The organism is Rhizobium sp. NLR8a (assembly GCF_019685235.1).
Taxonomy (GTDB): Bacteria; Pseudomonadota; Alphaproteobacteria; order Rhizobiales; family Rhizobiaceae; genus Rhizobium.
This window is the reverse complement of record NZ_JABDWI010000011.1, coordinates 86,094-108,383: the sequence shown is the minus strand read 5'-3', so window position 1 is coordinate 108,383 and position 22,290 is coordinate 86,094. Positions and strand designations below refer to the sequence as shown.

The window sequence follows — 22,290 nt, the reverse complement described above, 5'->3', positions numbered from 1 at the left end:
CAGGAAATTTCTCGGGCGCGTGCGGTTGCGTACAAAACTCCTCCACGAAGCCTTCTGCCGATCATGAGAGATAAGCCTCAGCGCCTTGCAATCGGCCATTCCGGCGTTCATAATTTTGCGTAGGGCTGAGCGCATCTGTGGTGCTGATGGCCGAGAGACAGTGTCCTCTTGCCAAACAAAGGGCAGAGTGATGCGAGCGTTCGAAAGCGAAAATCTCATTCTGTCGCAGTTGGCGGATCCGGAGCTTCTGGCTCTGGAGCGCATACTGGAACCGCTTCTTCTCCCGCGCGACTTCGAGCTCGTCCATTTGGGCATGCCGGTCAGTCATTATTATTTCCTGGAAACCGGCATTGCTTCCATGGTGGCGACGAGTCCCCAGGGCAGGAAAGCCGAGATCGGCGTGCTCGGCAGGGACGGGATGTCGCCGCCGGCTCTGACGGCGGACGCGGAGCGGTTTTCATTCGATGTCATGATGCAGGTTGGCGGTCACGGGCGCCGTGTGGAAGCCAGCGCTCTGGCATGCTTCCTCGCCGACCGGCCCGCCGTCCGCCGGCTGCTCTCGCGTTTTCTCCATAGTTTTTTCGCGCAGGTCGCCAACACCGCACTGTCCAACGCCATTCACAAGATCGACGTTCGGCTGGCGAAATGGCTTCTGATGTGCCATGACCGCCTCGATGGCGAAGGAATTGAAATCACCCATGAATATATGGCCACGATGCTGGGAGTCCGCCGCTCCAGCGTCACTGATGCCTTACACATCCTGGAGGGCGAGCATCTCATTTATTCCACCCGCGGCCTGGTAATCATCCGCAACCGCGCATCCCTCGAAGCCTTCGCAGCAGACGCCTACGACCTCCCTGGCATCACAGGACACGGCTGGCCGGTGATCGACCGCCCATCTCTGGCGCTGAGGCGCTGAAGCACCTCGAACAGGAGATCGACGATCTCTCAAGCGTCACTTTCCTGGCAGATCCTTTTCGGTCGTCGCAGCCGCCGGAAGGCTGTTCTGCGACCCCTCCCTATCGGATGCACGCAAAGGAGCCGTTGGCGCCTTCTGGATATAAATGCCGAGTCCGAGCGCTCCGATCGCCACAACAAACGCGCCAACGATGGCAGCAACCGATCGGCGCCCGTCCTGCTTGATCATTCCAAAAGCAAGAGCAATTCCAAGAAGGGCCGCCCCTCCCGATACTGCAAAAAGCCAGAGATAATTCATGATCATGCTCCCAATGTCGGGCCTCCGAACCCCTGAGGATTGTGAAGGTTCCCACGGTTGCCGACGCCGGAGCGATGCCCGCTGGAATTTCATGCGACGCATTGACGCACAACTGCCGCGGTGCTACCAATTGAATTGGTCAGGCCAGTTGACCAGCTGCGCGCTTGAGGGCAAGCCGCCGGGGAGGCCAGAATGTTTTCGCCCGTTGAATCGCGCCGCCTCTACAGGCAGGTAGCGGATCAGATTCGTTCGATGATTGCCTGCGGCGAGCTTGTCGTCGGTCAGAAGCTGCCGGCCGAGCGCGATCTTGCGGAGCAACTGTCGGTATCACGTCCGACCGTGCGCGAGGCGCTGATCGTTCTCGAGGTTGAAGGCCTCGTCAACATCCGCATGGGCTCCGGCATCTATGTGGTACGCCGGCACGCGGTCAGCATGGCGGCGAGCGAAAGCGAGCCGGTGGAGGGACCTTTCGAACTGCTGCAGGCGCGCGCCATCATCGAATGCGCCATCGCCGAAGAGGCGGCAACCCGCGCCGGGCCGGAAGACATCGCCGTGCTCGACGAGGCGCTGATGCGCATGAGCAGCGGCCTCACCGATGCAGCGACGGTGCTCGCCGCCGACCGCGCCTTCCATACCGGCATTGCCGCCATTGTCGGCAATGCGACGTTGACCCGCGTGACCGGCGAGATGTTCGATCTTCGCATGACCCCTTATTTCGCGAAACTTGCGAGCCATTTCGAGGGGCCGACGACATGGCGCAGCGCCGTGGACGAGCACCGGGCCATCCGCGATGCAATTGCCGCCGGCGATGCCGCCGGCGCGAAGGCTGCGATGCGCAGCCATCTCACCTTATCACAGAAGAGATTTTCCGAGAGCTTCGGGGAGGAGTTCTCGGGAGAAGAGGAGCGCGGCCGCGACAAGGCGCCCGCGAAAGCAACCACCAAGACTTAAACCCGAGCTCGGGAGGAGAGAGCAATGAAGAGCAGACTGGCAACGATACTTTGCACCGCAGCCGCGATCATGGCGACGACGGCGGTCGCGCATGCCCAGACGGTATTGAAATGGGCGCATGTCTATGAAACCTCGGAGCCCTTCCACACGGATTCCGTCTGGGCCGCAGAAGAAATCGCCAAACGCACCGACGGGCGCTACAAGATCGAGGTCTATCCAGCCTCGCAGCTCGGCAAGGAAGCCGACATCAACCAGGGCCTCAAGCTCGGCACGGTCGATATCATCATCTCGGGATCGAGTTTTGCCGCACGCGACTACAAGCCGATCGGCGTCACCTACTTCCCCTATATCTTCCGTAATCCCGACCATCTGATCGCCTATACCAAGAGCGATGTCTTCAAGCGTCTCGCCAAGGGTTACGAGGACAAGACTGGCAACCATATCGCCGCCGTCAGCTATTACGGAACGCGCCATACGACCTCGAACAAGCCTATCGCCAAATGCGCCGACATGCAGGGCCTGAAGATCCGCGTGCCCGATGTTCCGGCCTATCTTGCCATGCCGCGCGCCTGCGGCGCCAACACGACACCGATCGCCTTCGCCGAAGTCTATCTGGCTCTGCAGAACGGCACGGTCGAGGCGCAGGAAAACCCGCTGACGACGATCGAGGCGAAGAAGTTCTACGAGGTCCAGAAGAACATCATCCTCACCGGCCACATCGTCGACCACCTGAACACCGTGATCTCGAAGCAGCTGTGGGCGAAGCTCTCCGACGAGGACAAGAAGATCTTCGGCGAAGTGATGCAGCAGGCGGCCGAGCGCACGACCAAGACGATCGCCGGCAAGGAAAACAGCCTTGTTGCGACCTTCAAGGAAAAAGGCCTCAACGTCACCGAGGTCGATAAAGCAGACTTCGAAAAGACCGTGATGGAAAAGGTCAAGTTCGAGGACTTCGGCTATGAAAAGGCCGATTGGGAAGCGATTCGGGCGATTCAGTAGGAGCTCGCTCACTGCCTTCTTCGTGCCGCTCACTCTAACCCTCTCCCCGCGCGCGGGGAGAGAGGGGACGTGCCCTGCGAGAGCAAGCGGGGAACGGAGAGGTCAAGGCATGTCCCTTCTCCCCGCAAGCAGGGAGAAGGTGGCGACAGCCGGATGAGGGGCCGTCCCGCCGAGCAACGAACGAAGGTCGCGCAGCCCAAGCGCCGCGCCCTTCTTCTCCAACCGCAACAAGGCCGAAAATGTCGCAAGAAATTCACACGCCAATCACGGCCGAGGAAATCGGTCACGAATTCGAAGGGCATGCGCCGACGGCGAACGTCTCGGACTATGCCGTCGAGGACTGGATCACGTTGATCGTCTTCTGGCTGATGGCCGGCTGCGTCTTCCTGCAGTTCTTCACGCGGTATGTGCTGAACGACAGCTATGCCTGGACCGAGGAAATCGCCATCAACTGCCTGATCGGCGTCGTCTTTCTCGGCGCCGTCATGTGCGTGCGCACCTCGAGGCATATCCAGGTAGACGTGTTCTATCACTATATGCCTGCAGGGCTGGCGCGCGTGCTCGCGACCTTCGTCGACATCGTCCGCATCGGTTTCTTCGCCTATGGCTGCACTCTGATGTGGCGTTACGTCGACATCGTCGCCGACGAGCAGATGGTCACCATCGACCTGCCGCGCAACATCGTCTTCTACTCGGTGCTAGTCGCCTTCGTGCTGATGCTGATCCGCGCGGTCATCGTCTTCATCGCAAATATGCGCCGCGGCTACTCCGTCCTGGAGCGCCCGGAAGAATTCCAATCCGTCGAAGGATGACCCGATGCTGCTGCTTCTTGGCTCGTTTCTGCTGCTGATGCTGGTCGGCGTACCCGTCGCCATTTCGATGGCCGTCGCCTCCGTGCTTTACATCGTCCTTTATGGCGTGGCGCCCGACATCATCGTCGCCCAACGCATGATCGCCGGCGTCGAAAGTTTTCCGCTGCTCGCCGTGCCCTTCTTCATCCTGGCCGGCAATCTGATGAATTCCGCCGGCGTCACCGGCCGCATCTATTCCTTCGCGGTCGCTCTGGTCGGCTGGATGAAGGGCGGGTTGGCGCAGGTCAATATCATCGGCTCCGTCATCTTCTCCGGCATGTCGGGCACAGCGCTCGCCGATGCCGCCGGCATCGGCACCATCGAGATCAAGGCGATGAAGGACCATGGCTATCCGGTCGAAGCGGCCGTCGGCGTCACGGCCGCCTCCGCCACACTCGGGCCGATCTTCCCGCCGTCCCTGCCCTTCGTCATCTACGGCATGATGGCGAACGTCTCGATCGGCGCACTTTTCATGGCCGGCATCCTGCCGGGCGTCGTCATGACGCTGCTGATGATGATCACCGTCGCCGCCTTCGCCTATCGCAAGCGCTGGGGCTCGGACGCGCCGTTCAATGTGCGCGAGCTCCTGTCGGCCGGCATGGAAATCGTCGTTGTCCTGATGGTGCCTATGGCGATTTATCTGATGATGGGCGCCGGCCTCTCGATGAATGCCGCGGCGGGCATCGCCCTTCTCGTGCTTCTGGCGCTCGACTGGTATTTCGGCTTCTCCGCCGTCATGGCGCTGATGACCCCGGTCATCCTGATCGGCGGCATGACGATGGGCTGGTTCACGCCGACGGAAGCCGCCGTCGCCGCCGTGCTCTGGTCGCTGTTCCTCGGCCTCGTGCGCTACCGCACGATGACGCTCTCGACGCTTGCCAAGGCAAGCTTCGACACGATCGAGACGACGGCATCCGTTTTGTTCATCGTTACCGCCGCATCGGTCTTCGCGTGGCTCTTGACGGTGAGCCAGGCCGCGCAGCTGCTGTCGGATGCGATCCTGTCGATCACCGACAATAAATGGGTGTTCCTGATCCTGGTGAACCTGCTGATGCTTTTCGTCGGCTGCTTCCTGGATACGATCGCGGCGATCACCATCCTCGTGCCGATCCTTCTGCCGATTGTCGCCAAGTTCGGCATCGATCCCGTCCAGTTCGGCCTGATCATGACGCTGAACCTGATGATCGGCTTGCTTCACCCACCGCTCGGCATGGTGTTGTTCGTGCTGTCACGGGTGGCGAAGCTCTCGGTCGAACGCACGACGATGGCGATCGTGCCTTGGCTCGTGCCGCTGTTCCTGGCGCTGCTCCTGATCACCTTCATTCCCGCCGTATCGCTCTGGCTGCCGCAGCAGCTCGGACTGTTGAGATAGGAGGCTAGGATGCAGACGCGTTTGGCGCGGCTTTACCAAAAAGGCGATCTCAGGGTCGAAATGGACACGGTTCCGGCTCCCGGTCCAGGCGAGGTGCTTCTCAAGATGGCGGCCGCGGGCATCTGCGGCTCCGACCTGCATTATTATCAGGACGGCGGCTTCGGGCCGGTCAGGGTGCGCGAGCCGATCATTCCCGGCCACGAGGCCTCGGGGAGGGTGAGCCAAGCGGGCGAGGGGGTCGAGCTCAAAGCCGGCACGCTGGTCGCAGTCAATCCAAGCCAGCCCTGCGGCCATTGCGAATATTGCTTGAAGCGACTGCCGATCCATTGCCTCGATATGCGCTTCATGGGAAGCGCGATGCGCCTGCCGCATGAGCAGGGCATGTTCCGGGAGTGGCTGGTGGTGCCGGCCCGGCAATGTTTCGAAATGGGAGCCGAGACGACCGCCGCGGAAGCGGCCTGCAGCGAGCCGCTCGCCGTCTGCCTGCATGCCGCATCGCGCGCCGCCGAGATCTCGGGCAAACGCGTCCTCGTCACCGGCGCCGGCCCGATCGGCTGCCTGATGGTTGCCGCCGCCCGTTATCATGGCGCGGCCGAGATCGTGGTGACCGACCTTGCCGATGCGGCGCTCGCACGGGCCAAAGCGATGGGCGCCAGCCGCACGATCAATGTTTCCGACGGGGCTGCGGCACTTGCCGAATTCGAGGCGGGTAAAGGGTATTTCGATCTCGTCTTCGAATGCTCGGCCGCCGCACCCGCGATCCGCAGTGCGATCGCCGCCATTCGGCCGCGCGGCACGATCGTGCAGGTCGGCGTCACCGGCGAGATCCCGGTCCCACTCAACGCCATTGTCGGCAAGGAGCTACATATCCACGGCACGCAGCGGTTCCACGAGGAATTCGCCACTGCCGCGGGGCTGATCGCAAGCCGCAAGATCGATGTCCTGCCGATCATCAGCCACAGCTTACCCTTGGAAGAAGTCGCCTCAGCCTTCACCCTTGCCGGCGACCGTGCGGTCGCCTGTAAGGTGCAGCTTACATTCTAGCGGCTTAAATATTCGCCGTAGAGGTATGGGCGCTGACTGGTCGCGCCCCAGCCTTGTGAACTGCCTTACCAGCCATAGCTGAAGGTAGCACCACCGCCGTTATCCCCATCCTGCACGACGTCCGTTTCAGTATTTCGCCCATACTGGAAAATGCCATAGGCATTGTTGTTGCCGTTCTGCTGCAAGGTCGCGGAATGACCATTGCCCCGTTGCCGGACGAACCCCAGGTTGCCGCGGCCAGCCTGAGCGATAGCGGCCGCGTTACCCCAGCCCCGCTGCCGGATGTCAGCATCTTTCAGACCTCGGTAGAGCGAATAGACGCGCAGCCCCGCTGAAAAAAGTCCGGCATCCTGGGCATTGTTCGGTGCGAGGTTGAGCGAGATCCGGCCGCCGGCATAGGCTGGCGCAGACACGGCTACCTGGCCGAGGCTCCCGGCAAGAAGGGTGATGGCAAGGATCTTAAACAAATTGCGAGTCATTCTGATCTCCATTTCCGGCTGCCTCAGCCGATGATCAAATTTCGCATCTTGCAGCTGAACCAAGTCGGAATTGCCCGTTCAGTTGTCGTTCAGTCGCTTCGTCCTGATTGAATGCAAAAGGACGCCGGAAACCGGCGCCCTTTCAGGAAGACTGCAGGTCATGGAGGCCGATTAGTTGCCGCCGATCTGCTTCGCGCAGCTGAAACTCTTATCCCCGACGACGACGTCCAGCGTGGCTTTGTATTTGGCTCCTTTCGAGTCGAGCGAGACCGAACCAAGAATTGCCGTACGGCCCTCTGCGGCATCGAAATCGCCACTCTGGTTGATCGTGGAGCCTCCGCCGCCTCCCACTTTTTCGACATGGAAGGTGTAAGTCCCGCCGACATGCATGTCGGCGTGGACGAGTGCGTCCAGTCTCACCATACCAGCCCCAGGGGTTGCTTTGATTTCGCAAAGCTGCGCGCCGTCAGATGGGTCGGCAGTCGTCATGGCGGAAACCGCGCCGACGGGAAGCAGGACCAGCGCGAGAATCGTCATCGCGCGGCGCGGATGTTGGATGCTATTTGGCATGGTCGTTTCCTCTGATGGTCTGCTGTTGCGATCTTGACCTGTTTCACCGCATTTGCAGCCGCCTACGGGCAGGCCTGGACGAAGGCCGCGACATTGCCGTTGCCGCCCTGGCTGACATTGGCGCTGCAACCGTGGCCGACCTGGACGCCGGCCGCGATGTTGCCATTACCGTCCTGGGTAAGGATGGTCGTATGGCTGGAGCCGAATTGGCCAATTCCCGCTACGTTGCGGTTGCCACGCTGATAGGTGGCGCCATAGTTGTCGTTGCCTTCCTGACCGACAGCTGAAAGATTTCGATGACCATATTGACGGCCGAGAATCCGGTTGTAGCCACCGTTCTGGTAGGTTCTGATCCGGTTTTCGTATCCTTCCTGTGCCCCGCCGGCAGAGTTAGACCAGCCATATTGTTCGATACGAACATCATTGGCCATGGCGGGGCCGGCGGCGGTAATGCCGACGAGAGCGACGAGTGCGGTTGCAATGATAGACGTGCGGATCATGAATATGTCTCCTCAGGCGGATAAGACCGCGGTTGAACGTCTTTCTTCTAGACGCTCCCTTCGGAACGAAAGCTGAAGGCACCATTCAGTCGGGGTTCATTCGCGGAGATCGGCGCCCTCCTCCAGATGACCTTGTTCAAATCGATACCCCTGGTGGTTTTCCGATGGCCATTTTTTGCGCGCCCGAGCAAATGCGCTTAGTCTAGCACTTCAAGGCTCCGACCGACGCCGTGGCCGAAGAGAGCTGGTGCGCCCCTATCCGTTTTGTTGATCACCACACACTCGGTGCGGCTGGTTCCCTCCCCTCAGACCGGGACGGGATCCTCGTAAAGTCATCGAACAAGACCCGCGGCTCTGAGTGCATTGTAAATGGTGCGCGCTATCGAACTTGAGTTTGGCTGGCTTTCGGGGCCTTCTTTGCCGGAAGGAGACCTTACCTCGACGACTGCCCCTGGCAGGATGATTTCCCCATCGAAGCCGCCGCCGCTATTGTGAACCCGGAGCGACTCGACCTCATCTCTGCCGTCATGTTGCAGAATCTGCCAGAAACGGGCGATTTCCCTTGTTGACGATATGCCGGTCTCGAGCATGAACGGCCCTTCGACGCCGAGGCCACGTTCACCACGCGTCGCGAGCGGCACGCCATGCGCCATGCCGGCGATCTCGAATTGCTCGAGCACCTCGCGACCTGCCGAATCCACCCATATCTTGCGCTTGTTACCGTTGACATTCTTTATGGCCGGCGCCTTCTGAAGTGCATGGATCCGTCGCCACTGCTCGACGATCTGATCGCCGTTGCGCGGCTTGACAGTGTGATCATGAGTGCCGTGCCAGACCGACAAAGTGGGCCAAGGGCCGTCGTGTTCGGATGCGTTTCGAACAACTCGCTTCAGCTCATCGGGCGGCGATACCCTCTTTCCCTGCATCTGTTCGAAGGCGGCGGTCACCGTCGCTGCACAGCCGTAGGGCAATCCGCCGATGACGGCGCCACCGGCAAAGATCTCGGGATAGGTCGCCAGCATGACGGCACTCATCGCACCGCCGGCGGACAGCCCGGTGACAAATATCTTGGCGGGGTCGATTTGACCTGCGGCGACCATTGCGATGATCATCTGGTAAATTGACAGAGCCTCCCCAGTACCTCGCCGGGTGTCTTCAGGCTGGAACCAGTTGAAGCAAAGGTTCTGGTTGTTTGCGCGTTGCTGCTCGGGATAAAGCAGCAGAAAACCTTCTTCGTCGGCAAGCCGAGACCAGCCGGAGCCCCTGTCGTACCCATCGGCATTTTGCGTGCAGCCATGAAGGACGACGACCAACGGTGCAAGGGGAAGGGGATTGCGCGGTTGGTATGTGAAAGCTTTGAGATTGCCGGGGTTGTTTCCGAAGTTGCGAAGTTCGTTCAGACGGCGAGATTGTGAACGCTGGATTTTCATGTCGTTTCCTTCGCGTTTCAGGCACGAAGCTCGACTCTAACCAACGTGATGGCGAAAAGTTGCTGCGATGCAAAATAATTTCGCGGCGCAGCAAACCGTAGGCGATCATTCAAGGGCCCACTCACGGGACACCAGCCAAATGCTGCCGCTTAGAAGATTGCCGTACTCGCTCCCTCGCAAGGTCGCTCAGCATCTGTCGGGCTACGGCTGGCACAACATGATGCGGAAGGTGGCCGACGCCCTCGATCACCCTGATCGTCGGCCCCGGATGCTTCTGCCGAAGGCCATCGATATGCCAGGCCGGCTGAACTATGCGATCCTCCGAACCGAACAGGACGTGCAATGGAAGATTGCCGGGCAGCTGCGGCAGAAGTTCCATGTCTTTGTTGAAGGCCCGCAGCTCGTTAGCCATTGTTTCAATTGCGCCCGGATTGACCATATGAGCGGCCGGCAACACCGATAGCTGGGGAGGTAACGTGTTTGGACAGGATGACGACCGCAGACCACGCTCGAGAAAAAACGCTGCCCATCGGCTGATTACGTGCTGACGGATCAGGGATCCCACCATCGGGGCAACGGCCGCCCGGAGGATGAGCAGCGGTTTTGGTGGGACGGGCCTGCAGCACGGCGAAATCAGCAGCAATCCGTTCACCAGTTCCGGCCGGCGCGCGGCCAGATGAAGTGCCGGTGCGCTGCCGATGGAGTGGGCTACGATCGAGACGCAATGCAGGTCCATTGCATCGATCAGGCGCTCAAGCCAAAAGGATTGGCCTACCGGTCCTCGTTCAGCGAGAGGAAGAGGGCTGCTGAAACCGTAGCCCGGACGATCGGGGGCCACCATTCGGAACGGGCTCTGAGCGAACGGAAGCAGAACCTCTTCACCCAGGCTCCCGCAGCCATGGAGGACAAGGACCGGTCTTGCGTTCATGTCGCCGCTCTCCAGAACATGCACCTGCTGCTTGTCAATCTGGTAAATCGTGCCGATCCGGGGGCGAAATGCCTGCTGCTTCAACATGATCCAACAAACGCCCGCGGTTGGTTCTCGGTTCCGCGACGCTTGTGGCTTAGTTCAACCAACCTGTTCCAGCCGGAGCGTGCCTGCGGGCAAGCCGCCGTAACAAGTTCCACTGACAGCTGTCATCCGGGGTTAACCCGCTTCACCCGCCGGCAATGTCGTCCAATGTCGCCTCGCTTCCCGGCATTATTTCTACTGTAACTCGGCAACGGGCTGGCGCTCCAAAGATCTCTAATGCGCTCGTTCTCAGAAGCTTGAAAACATGCTAGGTTTCGTCGGCTACAGAGGGGAAAAACAATGCCACGCATCGCAAATCTTTACTTCAAGACCGCCATCATTTTTCTGATCGCCGGCATCTCGATCGGCCTTCACATGTCGATCTCAGGTAATCACGCACCGACCGGGGCCCATGCCCACGCCAACCTGCTCGGCTGGGTCACCATGGCGCTCTTCGGCGTTTACCACGCGCTCAACCCACACAAGGCCGAGAAGCGCCTGGCGATGATCCAGTACGTCGTCTACACCTTCGGTGTCGCGGTGCTGATCCCGTCCCTTTATCTGATGCTTTCCGGAAACACGGCGGTGGAACCGATTGTCGCCATTTCCTCGCTCATCGCCTTCGCCGGCGTGCTGATGTTCGCCGTCATCATCTTCTCGGGCAGCGAGGTTTCGAGGCCGGCCGGCGTCTCCCGGGCGAGCTGATCCAATCGGGATGAGCGACTATCTCGGTTGCCAGTTGCATGTTCGAATTTTCCTCGCGCGTCTCCTGCTTTTGCATTGAGAATGACCGGGAGCTTCGAGCCTGGCTTGGCAACCGTTGCTCGACGCGGCCAAATGCGGATCGTGCCGGGCTGCGACGTCTTGGATTCAGCCGATCGCTGTCACATCGGCTCCGCGAGGGCGGAGATCTCCTAGAATGCTCTGAGGCCCGTTTAGCAATCCGATCGCCAGGATATGAACGCGTTCGCGTCTGCTGGCAGGCTGCGATCCGTTCGACCGGAAGTGAGCCACGGTGACGCTTTTGGCACCGGGCTCATCTTGTATGCCGTCCGCCGCCTGCTTCAGGAAAAACAGATGGCCTCACGACAGGAGCACGTCAGGCCCGGGCCAGACCTCCCATTATTTCACGCGACGCAATAAACTCGCAATTATTCCCGCAATTGTGGATGTGAGGATGTGACGGCAATATTACCCCCGTCAGACGAACACAAGTTAGCTGAAGTTTTCAATAACGAAATCGCAGGACGAAGATGACCCAACCTCGCCATTCCATGACCCGCCGCGACGCGCTGTTGTCCATTGGCGCCGCTGCAGCAGCCATGGCAATTTCACCCTCTCTCAGTTTCGCAGCCAATGCGGCGCCTACCATCAACCCAATCGAAGGATCCAAGAACATGCCATATGTAACCACCAAAGACGGCGTCGAAATCTTCTACAAGGATTGGGGCTCTAAGGATGCCCAGCCGATCATGTTCCACCATGGATGGCCGCTGTCGTCCGATGACTGGGATGCGCAGATGCTGTTTTTCCTGTCGAAAGGTTTTCGCGTCGTCGCCCATGACCGGCGTGGCCATGGCCGATCCGCCCAGGTGGCCGACGGTCACGATATGGACCATTACGCAGCCGATGCCTTTGCCGTCGTCGAGGCGCTCGGCTTGAAGAATGTCGTCCATATCGGTCATTCCACCGGTGGCGGCGAGGTCGCCCGTTATGTGGCCAAGCACGGCGAACCTGCCGGCCGCGTCGCCAAGGCGGTTCTCGTTTCGGCCGTGCCGCCGCTGATGCTCAAGACAGAGGCCAATCCCGAAGGCCTGCCGATGGAAGTGTTCGACGGTTTCCGCTCGGCACTTGCCGCCAACCGCGCGCAGTTCTTTCGCGACGTTCCGGCCGGGCCGTTCTACGGCTTCAACCGCGAAGGCGCCAAGGTGCAGGAAGGCGTGATCCAGAACTGGTGGCGTCAGGGCATGATGGGCGGCGCCAAGGCCCATTACGATGGTATCAAGGCCTTCTCCGAAACCGACCAGACGGGGGACCTGAAGGCAATCACCGTTCCGACGCTCGTCTTGCATGGGGAAGACGACCAAATCGTTCCGATTGCGGACTCGGCGCTGAAGTCGATGAAGCTTCTGAAGAAAGGTTCGCTGAAGACCTACCCGGGTTTCTCGCATGGCATGCTGACCGTGAATGCCGACGTGCTGAACGCCGACCTGCTGGCCTTCGTCCAGGCCTGATCGGTCCTGGCGACGGGTGCGGCCTCCCACGCACCCGTCGCCTCACAAAGATCCACAGGCGCTCGGCGCGCTACCCTCTTCGATAGAGACAGTCCCCGTTAATTGATCAGACGACAGCCAAGAACTGCCGGATGCGATGGTCCTTCGGCGTTTATCTCGTTGAAATAATTGCCACCATGCGAAAAACAACCACCGCCAAGACACCGGTACCTGTTGCCATGCAACTGACCCCGGACCTCGTAGCCAAAACCGTCAAGCCGGTCGAGGACGAGGGCCCAGAGCCTAGATGGACTCCAATCTCGGGTCAGCGACTCGATGAACTCGTCAGCAGAGTGGAGCGGGAGGCTGGTGACGAGGAGATATGGGTGTTCGCTTATGGGTCTTTGATGTGGAACCCGGGCTTCGAAGTAGCGACAAGTGAAGAAGCCATTGCGTACGGGTGGCATCGTGCGTTCTCGTTGAGGATAGAACGGCTAAGGGCCACCTCCGATGCGCCGGGTCTGATGCTGGCGCTTCGGCCGGGAGGGAGTTGCTCTGGCCTCGTCCTGAAGCTCCCCTGCGCCACGAAAAGGCAGGATCTGCGTACGCTTCTGGCGCGCGAAATCCGATATGCCGAGGTGTGCGACATGGTGCGATGGGTTTCGGTCGAGACACCGACGGGTAGACGCCGCGCGCTCACATTTTGGGCGAGCACGAAGCGATCACGGCTCACGGAGAAGATACCGCTCGATGACGCCGCAGTGTTGATCGCTCAGGCATGCGGACCGGCGGGATCCTGCGCGGAATACCTGCATCGGACGGTCTTGGATCTGGCGGACCGGAACATCTTCGATCGAAACCTGTGGCAGCTACAGCAAATCGTCGCCGCGAGACTAAGGGCGCTTTCACAGGGCGGCTCGATCTGAGGAAGGTGTAAGTCTCCTGAGGATCCGTGATGATGCGCGGCGGTGTACGTCAATCCAGCATGACCATCTGCGCCGCGACTTGCTCTTCGAAGAATTTCGAGAATGAAGCGATGCGTGGTGGAAGCGCTTGGTACGGCGGGTAAAACAGCGTCAGCCACAGGTCAGGCGGCGCCCATCCCTTGAAGACGTGGACGAGACGACCGCTCCTGATGTGATCGGCGATGTTGAATCCTGGCAGCAGTGCGACACCTGCACCGTCGGCGGCCATGTCGGCCAGTACCTCGCCACTGTTGGCGCTGAAGGCCCGACCCGCCGAGATCGTGATGCTTGAGCCACCGTCGGACAATAGCCAGTTCTCGCGCCGGCTTTCGCCACTATAGGCGAGGCAGTCGTCTGGCTTTAGTTCGTTGGGATGTTGCATATCGGCGAAACGGCTGCCCGGGGCCGCGACCAGGATACGCGGCACTACCCTGATTTTTCTCCAGATCGTGTACTTGTCCGAAGGCTGTGATGAGATGCGGATCGCCAGATCGTAATCGTCATCGACGATATTCACCAAACCGTCGGACAAGGAGATCTCAAAGCTCATCTTCGGATAGCGTTCCTTGAAACCTGACAGGATCGGCGGCAGCACGGTCTTGCCGAACCACGTCGGCGCGCTGATCCGCAGCCGCCCTTCGTCAGCCTTGTGTGCGTTCATAACTTCGCGGCGCGCTTCTTCCAGCGTCTTCACCGCTGGCTGGATCTGCGCGGCGAAGATTGCGCCGTCAGTCGTCAGCGAGACTTGCCTTGTCGTGCGCACGAAAAGCTGCACGCCAAGTTCCGCCTCGAGTGCGGCGATCGCGCGTGTGACGGCCGCCGGCGTCATGTCCAACTCGCGGGCGACCTGGGCGAAATTTCGCTTCTCGGCGGCGAGCAGGAAGGTTCTAAGGGCTTTGTAATCGTTCATGTCATTGTTTCAGGATTTGCAATTCACTCGAGAGGAATATTGCAATACCCGATGGCGATCAACGGGCGTAGTTTTCAGATGAACAATTTCAATGCCCACTGAAAGGCATCTTCATGATTAAGGACATCAAGGGATTACACCACGTGACTTCGATGGCATCGGACGCGCGGCAGAACAATCGCTTCTTCACCGATACGCTTGGTCTGCGCCGCGTGAAGCAGACGGTCAACTTCGATGACCCCAGCGTCTATCACCTCTACTACGGTGACGAGACGGGGTCGGCCGGGACAGTGATGACCTACTTCCCGTTTCCGAACATGATGCTCGGCCGCCCGGGTGCCGGCGAAGTTGGCGAAACACAGTTCTCAGTGCCGAAGGGTTCGCTGAAGTTCTGGCAGGACCGCTTCACCGCGCAGGGCGTGGACGGACTGGAACTCGACACCGTGTTTGGCGCCAACCGGCTTCGCTTCATGGGCCCGGACGGCGACGCCCTTGCTCTCATTGAATCCTCCGACGACAAGCGGGCACCCTGGGTTGCCGATGGAATTCCCGACGATGCGGCAATTCGCGGTTTCGCCGGCGCAAGATTCAGTCTGCACGACACCGCTGCGACCGAAGAACTGCTCGGCTTCATGGGCTACCAGCGCGCTGACAAAGAGGGCGACGTGACCCGCTTCAATATCCCCGACGGCAATGGGGCGGACACGATCGATCTGGCAGCGTTGCCGAAGACGCCTTTTGCGCGTCCGGGCGCAGGTTCGGTGCACCACATCGCGTTCGCCGTCGAAAACCGCGAGAAGCAGCTCGAAGTGCGCAAAGCTCTCATGGATACAGGCTATCAGGTGACGCCCGTCATCGACCGCGACTATTTCTGGGCGATCTACTTCCGCACGCCGGGCGGGATATTGTTCGAAGTCGCCACGAACGAGCCTGGCTTCAACCGGGACGAGGACACGGCGCACCTCGGGGAGGCGCTCAAGCTCCCGAGCCGATACGAGGACTACCGCGATGAGATCCAGTCCAACCTTGTGCCGCTGACGGCATGAGCAGCAATCTCCAGACAAAACCGCGATAAAGACCGCCGCGTTCCGAAAGGGCCGCGGCGCTTTCCATTTCAGCAGCACTGGCGTTCGCGATTGTTGCAGAAGTCGCAATTCAATAGCAATTCTTATTGCAATTCCTTGTGCACCATCCGCGCGGTAAGTGTCTTTCCAGCAGCCAAGACAACGAGTGAGCGGCTCCGATAAGGATCCAGCAACACTTCAAGGATTGCAGAACGAACGTCGCACGGCGGCCGATCGATTGCTGCTGCCCATTTAATAACTCCGCAACAGGCGGTCCAAACAACGGAAGAGGAAGTGACCATGTCCAAGCTCGAAGTCCTGACCCCCGCAAACAGCCAGCTCATCTTTATTGACCAGCAGCCGCAGATGGCATTCGGGGTCCAATCGATCGATCGTCAGACGCTGAAGAACAATGTCGTCGGCCTCGCCAAGGCCGCCAAGATCTTCAACATCCCGACCACGATCACGACGGTCGAGACGCAATCCTTCTCGGGCAACACGTATCCGGAACTGCTTGCTGTCTTCCCGGAGAACGACCTTCTCGAACGCACCTCGATGAACTCCTGGGATGACCAGAACGTCCGCGAGGCGCTGGCGAAGAACGCCGCCGAGGACCGCAAGAAGATCGTCGTCTCCGGTCTGTGGACCGAGGTTTGCAACACGACGTTCGCGCTCTCGGCTCTCCATGATGTCCCGGAATACGAGATCTACATGGTCGCGGATGCTTCCGGCGGCACGTCCGCGGACGCACACAAATACGCGATGGATCGCATGGTGCAGGCAGGTGTTATTCCGGTCACCTGGCAGCAGGTCCTGCTCGAGTGGCAGCGCGACTGGGCCCGCAAGGAGACCTACGATGCGGTCACAGCCCTCGTAAAGGAGCATTCGGGCGCGTACGGAATGGGCATCGACTACGCCTACACGATGGTTCATGGCGCAGAAGAACGCGTCAAGCACGGCAAGCGCATCGGCCCGAACCCCGCGAAGTAACAGTCTGATCAGACCGCTCCGATCACCCCATCGGAGCGGTCCGTTCATTGATTGGAGAACATCTCATGAAAATCTATCTCATGTCGCTTGGCGCTGGCCTGCTCGTCGGGACCGTCTACAGCCTTCTCAACGTCCGATCACCAGCACCGCCTGTCATTGCCCTGGTCGGCCTTCTCGGAATCCTTGTCGGCGAACAAATTATTCCGTTCGCGAAGACGCTTTGGAGAAACGAGCCGGCGGCGATCTCATGGATTCATCAGATCAAGCCGCACATCTTCGGTCACCTGCCGAGGGGCGGCGACCGTATCAACGTTGCTCATAAGGCAAAGGCGACTGTAGAGGAGCGGGGCTGATGACCACGCGTCGATCCTTTCTCGGAGGTGCATCGAGCTTGGCCTTCTCGAACCTCTTCTCACCAGCGAAAGCTGCCGATCCCAGACAGACCGGAGTAGACACTATGCATCCCGACCTGATCCTCCACAATGGCCGCGTGACGACCCTTGACCGGACCAATCCGAATGCGACGGCAATCGCCATCAAGGACGGGCTGTTCCTGGAAGTCGGATCCGACAGCGAGATCATGGCGCTGGCCGGTTCCAGCACTAAGATCATCGACCTCAAGGGCAAGCGCGTCCTGCCCGGCCTTATCGACAACCATACCCATGTCGTTCGCGGTGGCCTGAACTACAACATGGAACTGCGCTGGGACGGCGTGCGCTCGCTCGCCGACGCGATGGACATGCTGAAGCGCCAGGTGGCGATCACGCCCGCGCCGCAGTGGGTTCGCGTCGTCGGCGGGTTCACGGAACATCAGTTCGCCGAAAAGCGGCTGCCCACTCTCGACGAGATCAACGCTGTCTCGCCTGACACACCCGTGTTCCTTCTGCACCTCTATGACCGTGCGCTGCTCAACGGCGCGGCTCTCCGCGCTGTCGGCTACACCCGTGACACCCCGAACCCGCCCGGAGGCGAGATCACCCGCGATGCCAACGGCAATCCGACCGGTATGCTGCTGGCCAAGCCGAATGCAGGCATTCTCTATTCGACGCTTGCCAAGGGGCCTAAGCTTCCGCTGGACTACCAGGTCAACTCTACCCGCCACTTCATGCGCGAGTTGAACCGACTTGGCGTGACAGGCGTGATCGACGCGGGTGGTGGTTTCCAGAACTATCCTGACGACTATGAGGTCATCCAGAAGCTGTCCGACGAGAACCAGATGACGGTTCGGCTGGCCTACAATCTCTTCACCCAGAAGCCGAAGGAAGAGAAGCAGGACTTCCTGAAATGGACCCAGTCGGTCAAATACAAGCAGGGTAACGACTACTTCCGGCACAATGGTGCGGGCGAGATGCTTGTGTTCTCGGCCGCCGACTTCGAGGATTTCCGCCAGCCACGCCCGGAGATGGCTCCGGAAATGGAGGGAGAGTTGGAAGAGGTCGTCCGCGTCCTGGCGGAGAACCGCTGGCCGTGGCGTCTGCACGCCACCTATGACGAGACGATCTCCCGTGCCCTTGACGTGTTCGAGAAGGTCGACAGGGACATTCCACTCGAGGGACTAAACTGGTTCTTCGACCATGCCGAAACCATCTCGGATCGCTCGATCGACCGTATCGCCGCGCTCGGCGGTGGTATCGCCACACAACACCGCATGGCATATCAGGGCGAATACTTCGTTGAGCGCTATGGGCACGGCGTGGCGGAAGCGACGCCGCCGATCAGGAAGATGCTCGACAAGGGCGTGAACGTCTCGGCCGGCACCGATGCCACCCGCGTCGCCTCCTATAATCCGTGGGTCTCGCTGTCGTGGATGGTGACTGGCAGGACGCTCGGCGGCATGCAGCTCTATCCGCGTGCCAATTGCCTCGACCGCGAGACGGCGCTCAGGATGTGGACCGAAAAGGTCACGTGGTTCTCCAACGAGGAAGGCAAGAAGGGCCGCATCGAGAAAGGGCAGTTCGCCGATCTCGTGGTGCCGGACAAGGACTTCTTCTCCTGCGCCGAAGACGAGATCTCCTTCATCGTCTCGGAACTGACCATGGTCGGCGGCAAGATCGTCTACGGCGCGGGTGACTTCAAGACGCTCGACGAGAACGATTTGCCCCCCGCCATGCCCGACTGGTCGCCTGTCCGCAAGTTCGGCGGTTATGCGGCCTGGGGCGAACCGGAAGGCGCGGGCGCTCGTTCGCTGCGCCGCACCGCTATCTCTACATGCGGATGCGCCAACGATTGCAGCGTTCACGGCCACGACCATGCCGGAGCCTGGACATCCAAGCTCCCGATAACCGACCTCAAGGGTTTCTTCGGCGCTCTCGGCTGCTCCTGCTGGGCAGTCTGACGAACATTCAGCTCGGGTGGCCAAGTGCCGCCCGAGAGTCGCTTTATAATTGCTGTTTTTGCAATTAAATCGAAACTATTGCCGCAATTGTTGGCAATGCCATAACCAGCCAATATCGCTCCAGCAACACAGCCGCTCGCGTCGAACATACAGGAGCCGACATGACCTACCAATCTCAATCATCCAATCCAATCCGGAGCCGCGTCGCAGGCGTCGTCGGATCGCCTGTGGTGCGGACGGCGTCGCTGCTGGCTCTTTGCGCAGCCTACATCCAGGGTCCGCTCACCAAGATCTTCGACTTCAACGGTGCACTGGCTGAGATGGATCATTTCGGTCTGCATCCCGCCGCGTTCTTCGCGATCGCCGTGATCGTATTCGAGCTGACGGCCTCCGCCATGGTGATCTCGGGTTTCCTGCGCTGGGCGGGCGCGCTTGCGCTTTCAGGCTTCACCGTACTTGCAACCTTCATCGCCCTTCGCTTCTGGGAGATGGCGCCTGGGATTGACCGCATCATGGCCACCAATGCCTTCTTCGAGCACCTCGGCCTCGCAGGCGCATTCGTCTTCGTTACAGCATTCGACCTCACCAAGGGAGCCGGCAAATGAGCGCCGCAAAGTCACCCGGGGGAACCTTCGCGCCCCTCGCACAGCCTGTGTTCGCTGTCCTCTGGATCGCGACCGTTATTGGTAACACCGGAAGCTTCATGCGCGATGTCGCAAGCTCCTGGTTGATGACGGATCTGTCCGCATCGCCGGCTGCGGTCGCGATGGTCCAGGCTGCTGGAACCCTGCCGATCTTCCTGCTTGCCATCCCCGCAGGCGTTCTGACCGACATCCTCGATCGCCGCAAGTTCCTGATTGCCGTGCAGGTGCTACTCGCCTCTGTCAGCATGGCGCTGATGGTTCTCTCTCAGACGGGCATGCTTTCCGTCAGCGCGCTGATCGGTCTCACATTCCTCGGCGGGATCGGTGCTGCGCTGATGGGGCCCACCTGGCAGGCGATAGTGCCGGAACTCGTGAAGCGCGGCGACGTGAAGAGCGCAGTGGCGCTGAACTCGCTGGGCATCAACATCGCCCGCTCGATTGGCCCTGCCGCGGGCGGCCTGCTTCTCGCAGCCTTTGGAGCGGGGATCACCTATGGTGCGGACGTGGTCAGCTATATCTTCGTGATCGCAGCTCTTGTCTGGTGGCCGCGGGCAACGAACTCCAACGATGCGCTTCAGGAGAACTTCTTCGGTGCGTTCCGAGCTGGCCTCCGTTACACCCGCGCGAGCGAGCCGCTGCATGTCGTGCTTATGCGGGCGGCGATCTTCTTTGCCTTCGCCAGCGCAGTCTGGGCTCTACTTCCGCTCGTTGCCCGCCAACTCCTCGGTGGTGATGCGAGCTTCTACGGCATCCTGCTTGGTGCGGTCGGTGCTGGTGCGATCGGCGGAGCCTTGGTGATGCCGAAGCTGCGTGAACGCTTGAGCTCGGACGGACTGCTTCTCGGCGCCGCGCTTGTCACAGCAGCCGTCATGGGTCTGCTTGCTCTCGCTCCACCAAAGTGGGTTGCGATCATCGTCCTCCTTTTCCTCGGGGGAGCGTGGATCACGGCGCTGACGACGCTCAACGGCACCGCCCAGGCTGTGCTCCCGAACTGGGTGCGTGGTCGTGGTCTTGCTGTCTATCTGACCGTCTTCAACGGTGCGATGACTGTAGGAAGCCTCGGCTGGGGTGCTGTCGGCGAAGCTGTCGGCATCCAGTCGACCTTGCTCATCGGAGCTGCCGGCTTGCTCATCGCCGGGTCCATCATGCACCGAGTTAAGCTTCCCTCAGGCGATGCCGACCTGGTGCCGTCCAACCACTGGCCGGAGCCGCTTGTTGCCGAACCGATCGCCCATGACCGCGGCCCGGTGCTGATCCTGATCGAGTACAAGGTCGAGAAACAGCACCGCACAGCCTTCCTGCACGCAATCGAACATCTTTCCAGGGAGCGGCGCCGCGATGGTGCCTACGGATGGGGTGTCACTGAGGACTCGGCGAACCCTGAGAAGATCGTCGAGTGGTTCATGGTGGAATCCTGGGCTGAACATCTTCGTCAGCACAAGCGGGTCTCGAACGCCGACGCCGATCTGCAGGGGAAGGTTCTGGCTTACCATGCCGGTCCTGAGAAACCCGTCGTCCGGCACTTCTTGACAATCAACCGGTCCGCGGCGGCATGACACAGCGGTATGGAGGTGGCAGCTACGGCGGCCGCCGCCAGATCGATTGGCAAGCTAGGCAACCGCAGCGGTCAATTGCCGCTGCGATTGCCGCCAATCCTACCACAGCAGGCCTTCGCTGCCGAACTCGTCCCAACCGCTCAGCCCGGTCGCGGCGTCGTCAGCGTTCGCATCAGCCTGTTTGACTTTTTCTTGTTTCTTCAGTGAACGCGTCAGCTTCGCATGATAGGCGGCGCGTCTGCGGTTTTCTGCCTTCGTCCTTGCGTCTTCTTCACGCCATTCGTCCACGGCCCCGCGGTCGAGCAGGTCTTCGACAATCCGTGGGTTGAATACGTGGAAGGTGATCCGCCGCGCTCGACCCTGAAGCCGGACGGTTCTCGTTCCAGCGCTTGGAAGACGCCCGTCCTCCAACCAAGGCTTCCTTTCAGAGGTCGTTATCCCCAGGATGTCCTCGATCTCGCGAGGAATGATCGGAAGCTTGGCGATATCCTGCAGCGCTTCGGTTACAATCGACGAGGTCGCGCGAAACGCTGTCTTCGAAGACTCCGCCATGACCAGGGTGAGCTCGCCCGACTGCATATTCAGCGACTTTCTGACCGCGGGAGGCAGGCGAGACCGGACCTCTTGCAGGATTCCCTTCACCCTGACAGCCGATCCGAGCGTCGCCGCCACGGGGAGTGACCACTCCCTGATCAGCTCGGGATCATCGCTCTTATTTTTCGTCTTCGTGTTGGGCATACCTGAGCAGATGGGGCCGGAAGCGGCGAGCGTCAACCGGCTGCCTGTCCGATGCCCGCCCTTGGCGCTTCGCACATTCGGGCGATTTTGCTTGATCCACCAGGGCCTATGTGTCCGTTCTGTTAGCCATGGCACCCATCCTGCCGTGAGGGATCACCCACTTTAAAGCGGCGGGGCCGCTCAAGTCCTTCCACCGCCATCGGCCAGCGATTTGATCGGCTTGACTTCGTACTGCATTGACGGGTTTTACCCTAAGAACGCGGCCATTGAGGACATCGCCGAGGCTCCGACCAACTCCCTCGAGTCTATGTCCACGTTGACGGGCGCCCTTGAAATCTGCGGTGTAAGGAATGCCCGCAACCTAGGCAGAAAGCCGGGGGCCAAGCCGCTGACGTGCAGTAGGTCGGACACTCGAGAGGATCGCCCGTACCGTGACAGGACAACCGATTGC

22 protein-coding genes are annotated in these 22,290 nt (G+C 60.4%); 15 read left to right on the top strand and 7 right to left on the bottom strand.

The window, feature by feature from the left end; genetic code table 11:
• Positions 1-85: 85 nt before the first annotated feature.
• From HJC04_RS21620 to HJC04_RS21595, 6 genes are all read left to right on the top strand, one after another.
• A complete protein-coding gene (locus HJC04_RS21620) occupies positions 86-919 on the top strand; it encodes a Crp/Fnr family transcriptional regulator (RefSeq protein WP_259668913.1) in 834 nt (277 codons plus the stop codon).
• Positions 920-1,408: 489 nt separating this feature from the next.
• Positions 1,409-2,167, top strand: coding sequence for a FadR/GntR family transcriptional regulator (locus HJC04_RS21615; RefSeq protein WP_221147053.1), 759 nt, complete (start codon positions 1,409-1,411; stop codon positions 2,165-2,167).
• Between the two features lie 24 nt (positions 2,168-2,191).
• The gene (locus HJC04_RS21610; protein WP_221147051.1) at positions 2,192-3,166 is read left to right on the top strand and encodes a sialic acid TRAP transporter substrate-binding protein SiaP; all 975 of its coding nucleotides are present in this window, start codon (positions 2,192-2,194) and stop codon (positions 3,164-3,166) included.
• Positions 3,167-3,405: 239 nt separating this feature from the next.
• Positions 3,406-3,978, top strand: a complete 573-nt coding sequence (locus tag HJC04_RS21605) for a TRAP transporter small permease (RefSeq protein WP_210632034.1) — start codon at positions 3,406-3,408, stop codon at positions 3,976-3,978.
• A 4-nt stretch (positions 3,979-3,982) separates the two neighbouring features.
• Positions 3,983-5,389 carry a TRAP transporter large permease gene (locus tag HJC04_RS21600; RefSeq protein ID WP_210632033.1) on the top strand — a complete coding sequence of 469 codons (1,407 nt, stop codon included), beginning with the start codon at positions 3,983-3,985 and terminating at the stop codon, positions 5,387-5,389.
• Between the two features lie 9 nt (positions 5,390-5,398).
• Positions 5,399-6,433 (top strand): L-idonate 5-dehydrogenase, encoded by a 1,035-nt coding sequence (locus HJC04_RS21595; protein WP_221147050.1) that lies wholly within the window; start codon positions 5,399-5,401, stop codon positions 6,431-6,433.
• A gap of 65 nt (positions 6,434-6,498) precedes the next feature.
• Here HJC04_RS21595 and HJC04_RS21590 read toward each other — a convergent pair whose 3' ends face one another.
• From HJC04_RS21590 to HJC04_RS21570, 5 genes are all read right to left on the bottom strand, one after another.
• Entirely contained in the window at positions 6,499-6,912 is a 414-nt protein-coding gene (locus tag HJC04_RS21590) for a curlin (RefSeq protein ID WP_221147049.1), read from the bottom strand.
• A 171-nt stretch (positions 6,913-7,083) separates the two neighbouring features.
• Positions 7,084-7,482, bottom strand: coding sequence for a curli-like amyloid fiber formation chaperone CsgH (gene csgH, locus HJC04_RS21585; protein WP_221147047.1), 399 nt, complete (start codon positions 7,480-7,482; stop codon positions 7,084-7,086).
• A 62-nt stretch (positions 7,483-7,544) separates the two neighbouring features.
• On the bottom strand, positions 7,545-7,982 hold the full coding sequence (locus tag HJC04_RS21580; protein WP_210632029.1) for a curlin: 438 nt from the start codon (positions 7,980-7,982) through the stop codon (positions 7,545-7,547).
• Positions 7,983-8,314: 332 nt separating this feature from the next.
• A complete protein-coding gene (locus tag HJC04_RS21575; RefSeq protein ID WP_221147046.1) occupies positions 8,315-9,412 on the bottom strand; it encodes a PHB depolymerase family esterase in 1,098 nt (365 codons plus the stop codon).
• A 121-nt stretch (positions 9,413-9,533) separates the two neighbouring features.
• Positions 9,534-10,427, bottom strand: coding sequence for an alpha/beta fold hydrolase (locus HJC04_RS21570; protein ID WP_221147045.1), 894 nt, complete (start codon positions 10,425-10,427; stop codon positions 9,534-9,536).
• 297 nt (positions 10,428-10,724) lie between these two features.
• On the opposite strand from HJC04_RS21570, the gene HJC04_RS21565 reads away from it, so the two are divergent.
• The 3 genes from HJC04_RS21565 (at position 10,725) to HJC04_RS21555 (ending at position 13,563) form a co-directional block, all read left to right on the top strand.
• The gene (locus HJC04_RS21565) at positions 10,725-11,129 is read left to right on the top strand and encodes a hypothetical protein (protein WP_210632026.1); all 405 of its coding nucleotides are present in this window, start codon (positions 10,725-10,727) and stop codon (positions 11,127-11,129) included.
• A 692-nt stretch (positions 11,130-11,821) separates the two neighbouring features.
• Positions 11,822-12,658, top strand: coding sequence for an alpha/beta hydrolase (locus HJC04_RS21560; protein ID WP_311044469.1), 837 nt, complete (start codon positions 11,822-11,824; stop codon positions 12,656-12,658).
• A 176-nt stretch (positions 12,659-12,834) separates the two neighbouring features.
• A complete protein-coding gene (locus HJC04_RS21555) occupies positions 12,835-13,563 on the top strand; it encodes a gamma-glutamylcyclotransferase (protein ID WP_221147163.1) in 729 nt (242 codons plus the stop codon).
• A gap of 49 nt (positions 13,564-13,612) precedes the next feature.
• Here the strand turns inward: HJC04_RS21555 and HJC04_RS21550 are convergent, their stop codons facing one another.
• On the bottom strand, positions 13,613-14,512 hold the full coding sequence (locus HJC04_RS21550) for a LysR family transcriptional regulator (RefSeq protein WP_085781364.1): 900 nt from the start codon (positions 14,510-14,512) through the stop codon (positions 13,613-13,615).
• Positions 14,513-14,625: 113 nt separating this feature from the next.
• Between HJC04_RS21550 and HJC04_RS21545 the strand changes: the two genes are divergently transcribed.
• The 6 genes from HJC04_RS21545 (at position 14,626) to HJC04_RS21520 (ending at position 21,101) form a co-directional block, all read left to right on the top strand.
• Positions 14,626-15,558: a VOC family protein gene (locus HJC04_RS21545; RefSeq protein WP_221147043.1), complete on the top strand. Its 933-nt coding sequence runs from the start codon at positions 14,626-14,628 to the stop codon at positions 15,556-15,558.
• Positions 15,559-15,876: 318 nt separating this feature from the next.
• Positions 15,877-16,566: a hydrolase gene (locus tag HJC04_RS21540; RefSeq protein WP_221123497.1), complete on the top strand. Its 690-nt coding sequence runs from the start codon at positions 15,877-15,879 to the stop codon at positions 16,564-16,566.
• Positions 16,567-16,631: 65 nt separating this feature from the next.
• The gene (locus HJC04_RS21535; RefSeq protein WP_210632022.1) at positions 16,632-16,919 is read left to right on the top strand and encodes a XapX domain-containing protein; all 288 of its coding nucleotides are present in this window, start codon (positions 16,632-16,634) and stop codon (positions 16,917-16,919) included.
• Positions 16,919-18,901 (top strand): amidohydrolase, encoded by a 1,983-nt coding sequence (locus HJC04_RS21530; protein ID WP_221147042.1) that lies wholly within the window; start codon positions 16,919-16,921, stop codon positions 18,899-18,901. The genes HJC04_RS21535 and HJC04_RS21530 overlap by 1 nt, the downstream gene beginning before the upstream one ends.
• Positions 18,902-19,062: 161 nt before the next feature.
• On the top strand, positions 19,063-19,506 hold the full coding sequence (locus HJC04_RS21525; protein WP_210632020.1) for a DoxX family protein: 444 nt from the start codon (positions 19,063-19,065) through the stop codon (positions 19,504-19,506).
• A complete protein-coding gene (locus tag HJC04_RS21520; RefSeq protein ID WP_221147041.1) occupies positions 19,503-21,101 on the top strand; it encodes an MFS transporter in 1,599 nt (532 codons plus the stop codon). Before HJC04_RS21525 ends, HJC04_RS21520 begins: the two co-directional genes overlap by 4 nt.
• 99 nt (positions 21,102-21,200) lie before the next feature.
• Here HJC04_RS21520 and HJC04_RS21515 read toward each other — a convergent pair whose 3' ends face one another.
• Positions 21,201-21,839 carry a hypothetical protein gene (locus tag HJC04_RS21515; protein ID WP_221147162.1) on the bottom strand — a complete coding sequence of 213 codons (639 nt, stop codon included), beginning with the start codon at positions 21,837-21,839 and terminating at the stop codon, positions 21,201-21,203.
• Between the last annotated feature and the right edge of the window lie 451 nt (positions 21,840-22,290).

Bases quoted from the DNA above. Each gene is read 5' to 3' on its own strand.
- HJC04_RS21565 (WP_210632026.1), top strand. From the start codon at position 10,725: ATGCCACGCATCGCAAATCTTTACTTCAAGACCGCCATCATTTTTCTG.
- HJC04_RS21515 (WP_221147162.1), bottom strand. From the start codon at position 21,839: ATGCCCAACACGAAGACGAAAAATAAGAGCGATGATCCCGAGCTGATC.
- HJC04_RS21570 (WP_221147045.1), bottom strand. From the start codon at position 10,427: ATGTTGAAGCAGCAGGCATTTCGCCCCCGGATCGGCACGATTTACCAG.
- HJC04_RS21580 (WP_210632029.1), bottom strand. From the start codon at position 7,982: ATGATCCGCACGTCTATCATTGCAACCGCACTCGTCGCTCTCGTCGGC.
- HJC04_RS21520 (WP_221147041.1), top strand. From the start codon at position 19,503: ATGAGCGCCGCAAAGTCACCCGGGGGAACCTTCGCGCCCCTCGCACAG.
- HJC04_RS21525 (WP_210632020.1), top strand. From the start codon at position 19,063: ATGACCTACCAATCTCAATCATCCAATCCAATCCGGAGCCGCGTCGCA.
- HJC04_RS21600 (WP_210632033.1), top strand. From the start codon at position 3,983: ATGCTGCTGCTTCTTGGCTCGTTTCTGCTGCTGATGCTGGTCGGCGTA.
- HJC04_RS21555 (WP_221147163.1), top strand. From the start codon at position 12,835: ATGCGAAAAACAACCACCGCCAAGACACCGGTACCTGTTGCCATGCAA.
- HJC04_RS21615 (WP_221147053.1), top strand. From the start codon at position 1,409: ATGTTTTCGCCCGTTGAATCGCGCCGCCTCTACAGGCAGGTAGCGGAT.
- csgH (WP_221147047.1), bottom strand. From the start codon at position 7,482: ATGCCAAATAGCATCCAACATCCGCGCCGCGCGATGACGATTCTCGCG.
- HJC04_RS21545 (WP_221147043.1), top strand. From the start codon at position 14,626: ATGATTAAGGACATCAAGGGATTACACCACGTGACTTCGATGGCATCG.
- HJC04_RS21560 (WP_311044469.1), top strand. From the start codon at position 11,822: ATGCCATATGTAACCACCAAAGACGGCGTCGAAATCTTCTACAAGGAT.
- HJC04_RS21575 (WP_221147046.1), bottom strand. From the start codon at position 9,412: ATGAAAATCCAGCGTTCACAATCTCGCCGTCTGAACGAACTTCGCAAC.
- HJC04_RS21535 (WP_210632022.1), top strand. From the start codon at position 16,632: ATGAAAATCTATCTCATGTCGCTTGGCGCTGGCCTGCTCGTCGGGACC.
- HJC04_RS21595 (WP_221147050.1), top strand. From the start codon at position 5,399: ATGCAGACGCGTTTGGCGCGGCTTTACCAAAAAGGCGATCTCAGGGTC.
- HJC04_RS21540 (WP_221123497.1), top strand. From the start codon at position 15,877: ATGTCCAAGCTCGAAGTCCTGACCCCCGCAAACAGCCAGCTCATCTTT.
- HJC04_RS21610 (WP_221147051.1), top strand. From the start codon at position 2,192: ATGAAGAGCAGACTGGCAACGATACTTTGCACCGCAGCCGCGATCATG.
- HJC04_RS21530 (WP_221147042.1), top strand. From the start codon at position 16,919: ATGACCACGCGTCGATCCTTTCTCGGAGGTGCATCGAGCTTGGCCTTC.
- HJC04_RS21550 (WP_085781364.1), bottom strand. From the start codon at position 14,512: ATGAACGATTACAAAGCCCTTAGAACCTTCCTGCTCGCCGCCGAGAAG.
- HJC04_RS21605 (WP_210632034.1), top strand. From the start codon at position 3,406: ATGTCGCAAGAAATTCACACGCCAATCACGGCCGAGGAAATCGGTCAC.
- HJC04_RS21590 (WP_221147049.1), bottom strand. From the start codon at position 6,912: ATGACTCGCAATTTGTTTAAGATCCTTGCCATCACCCTTCTTGCCGGG.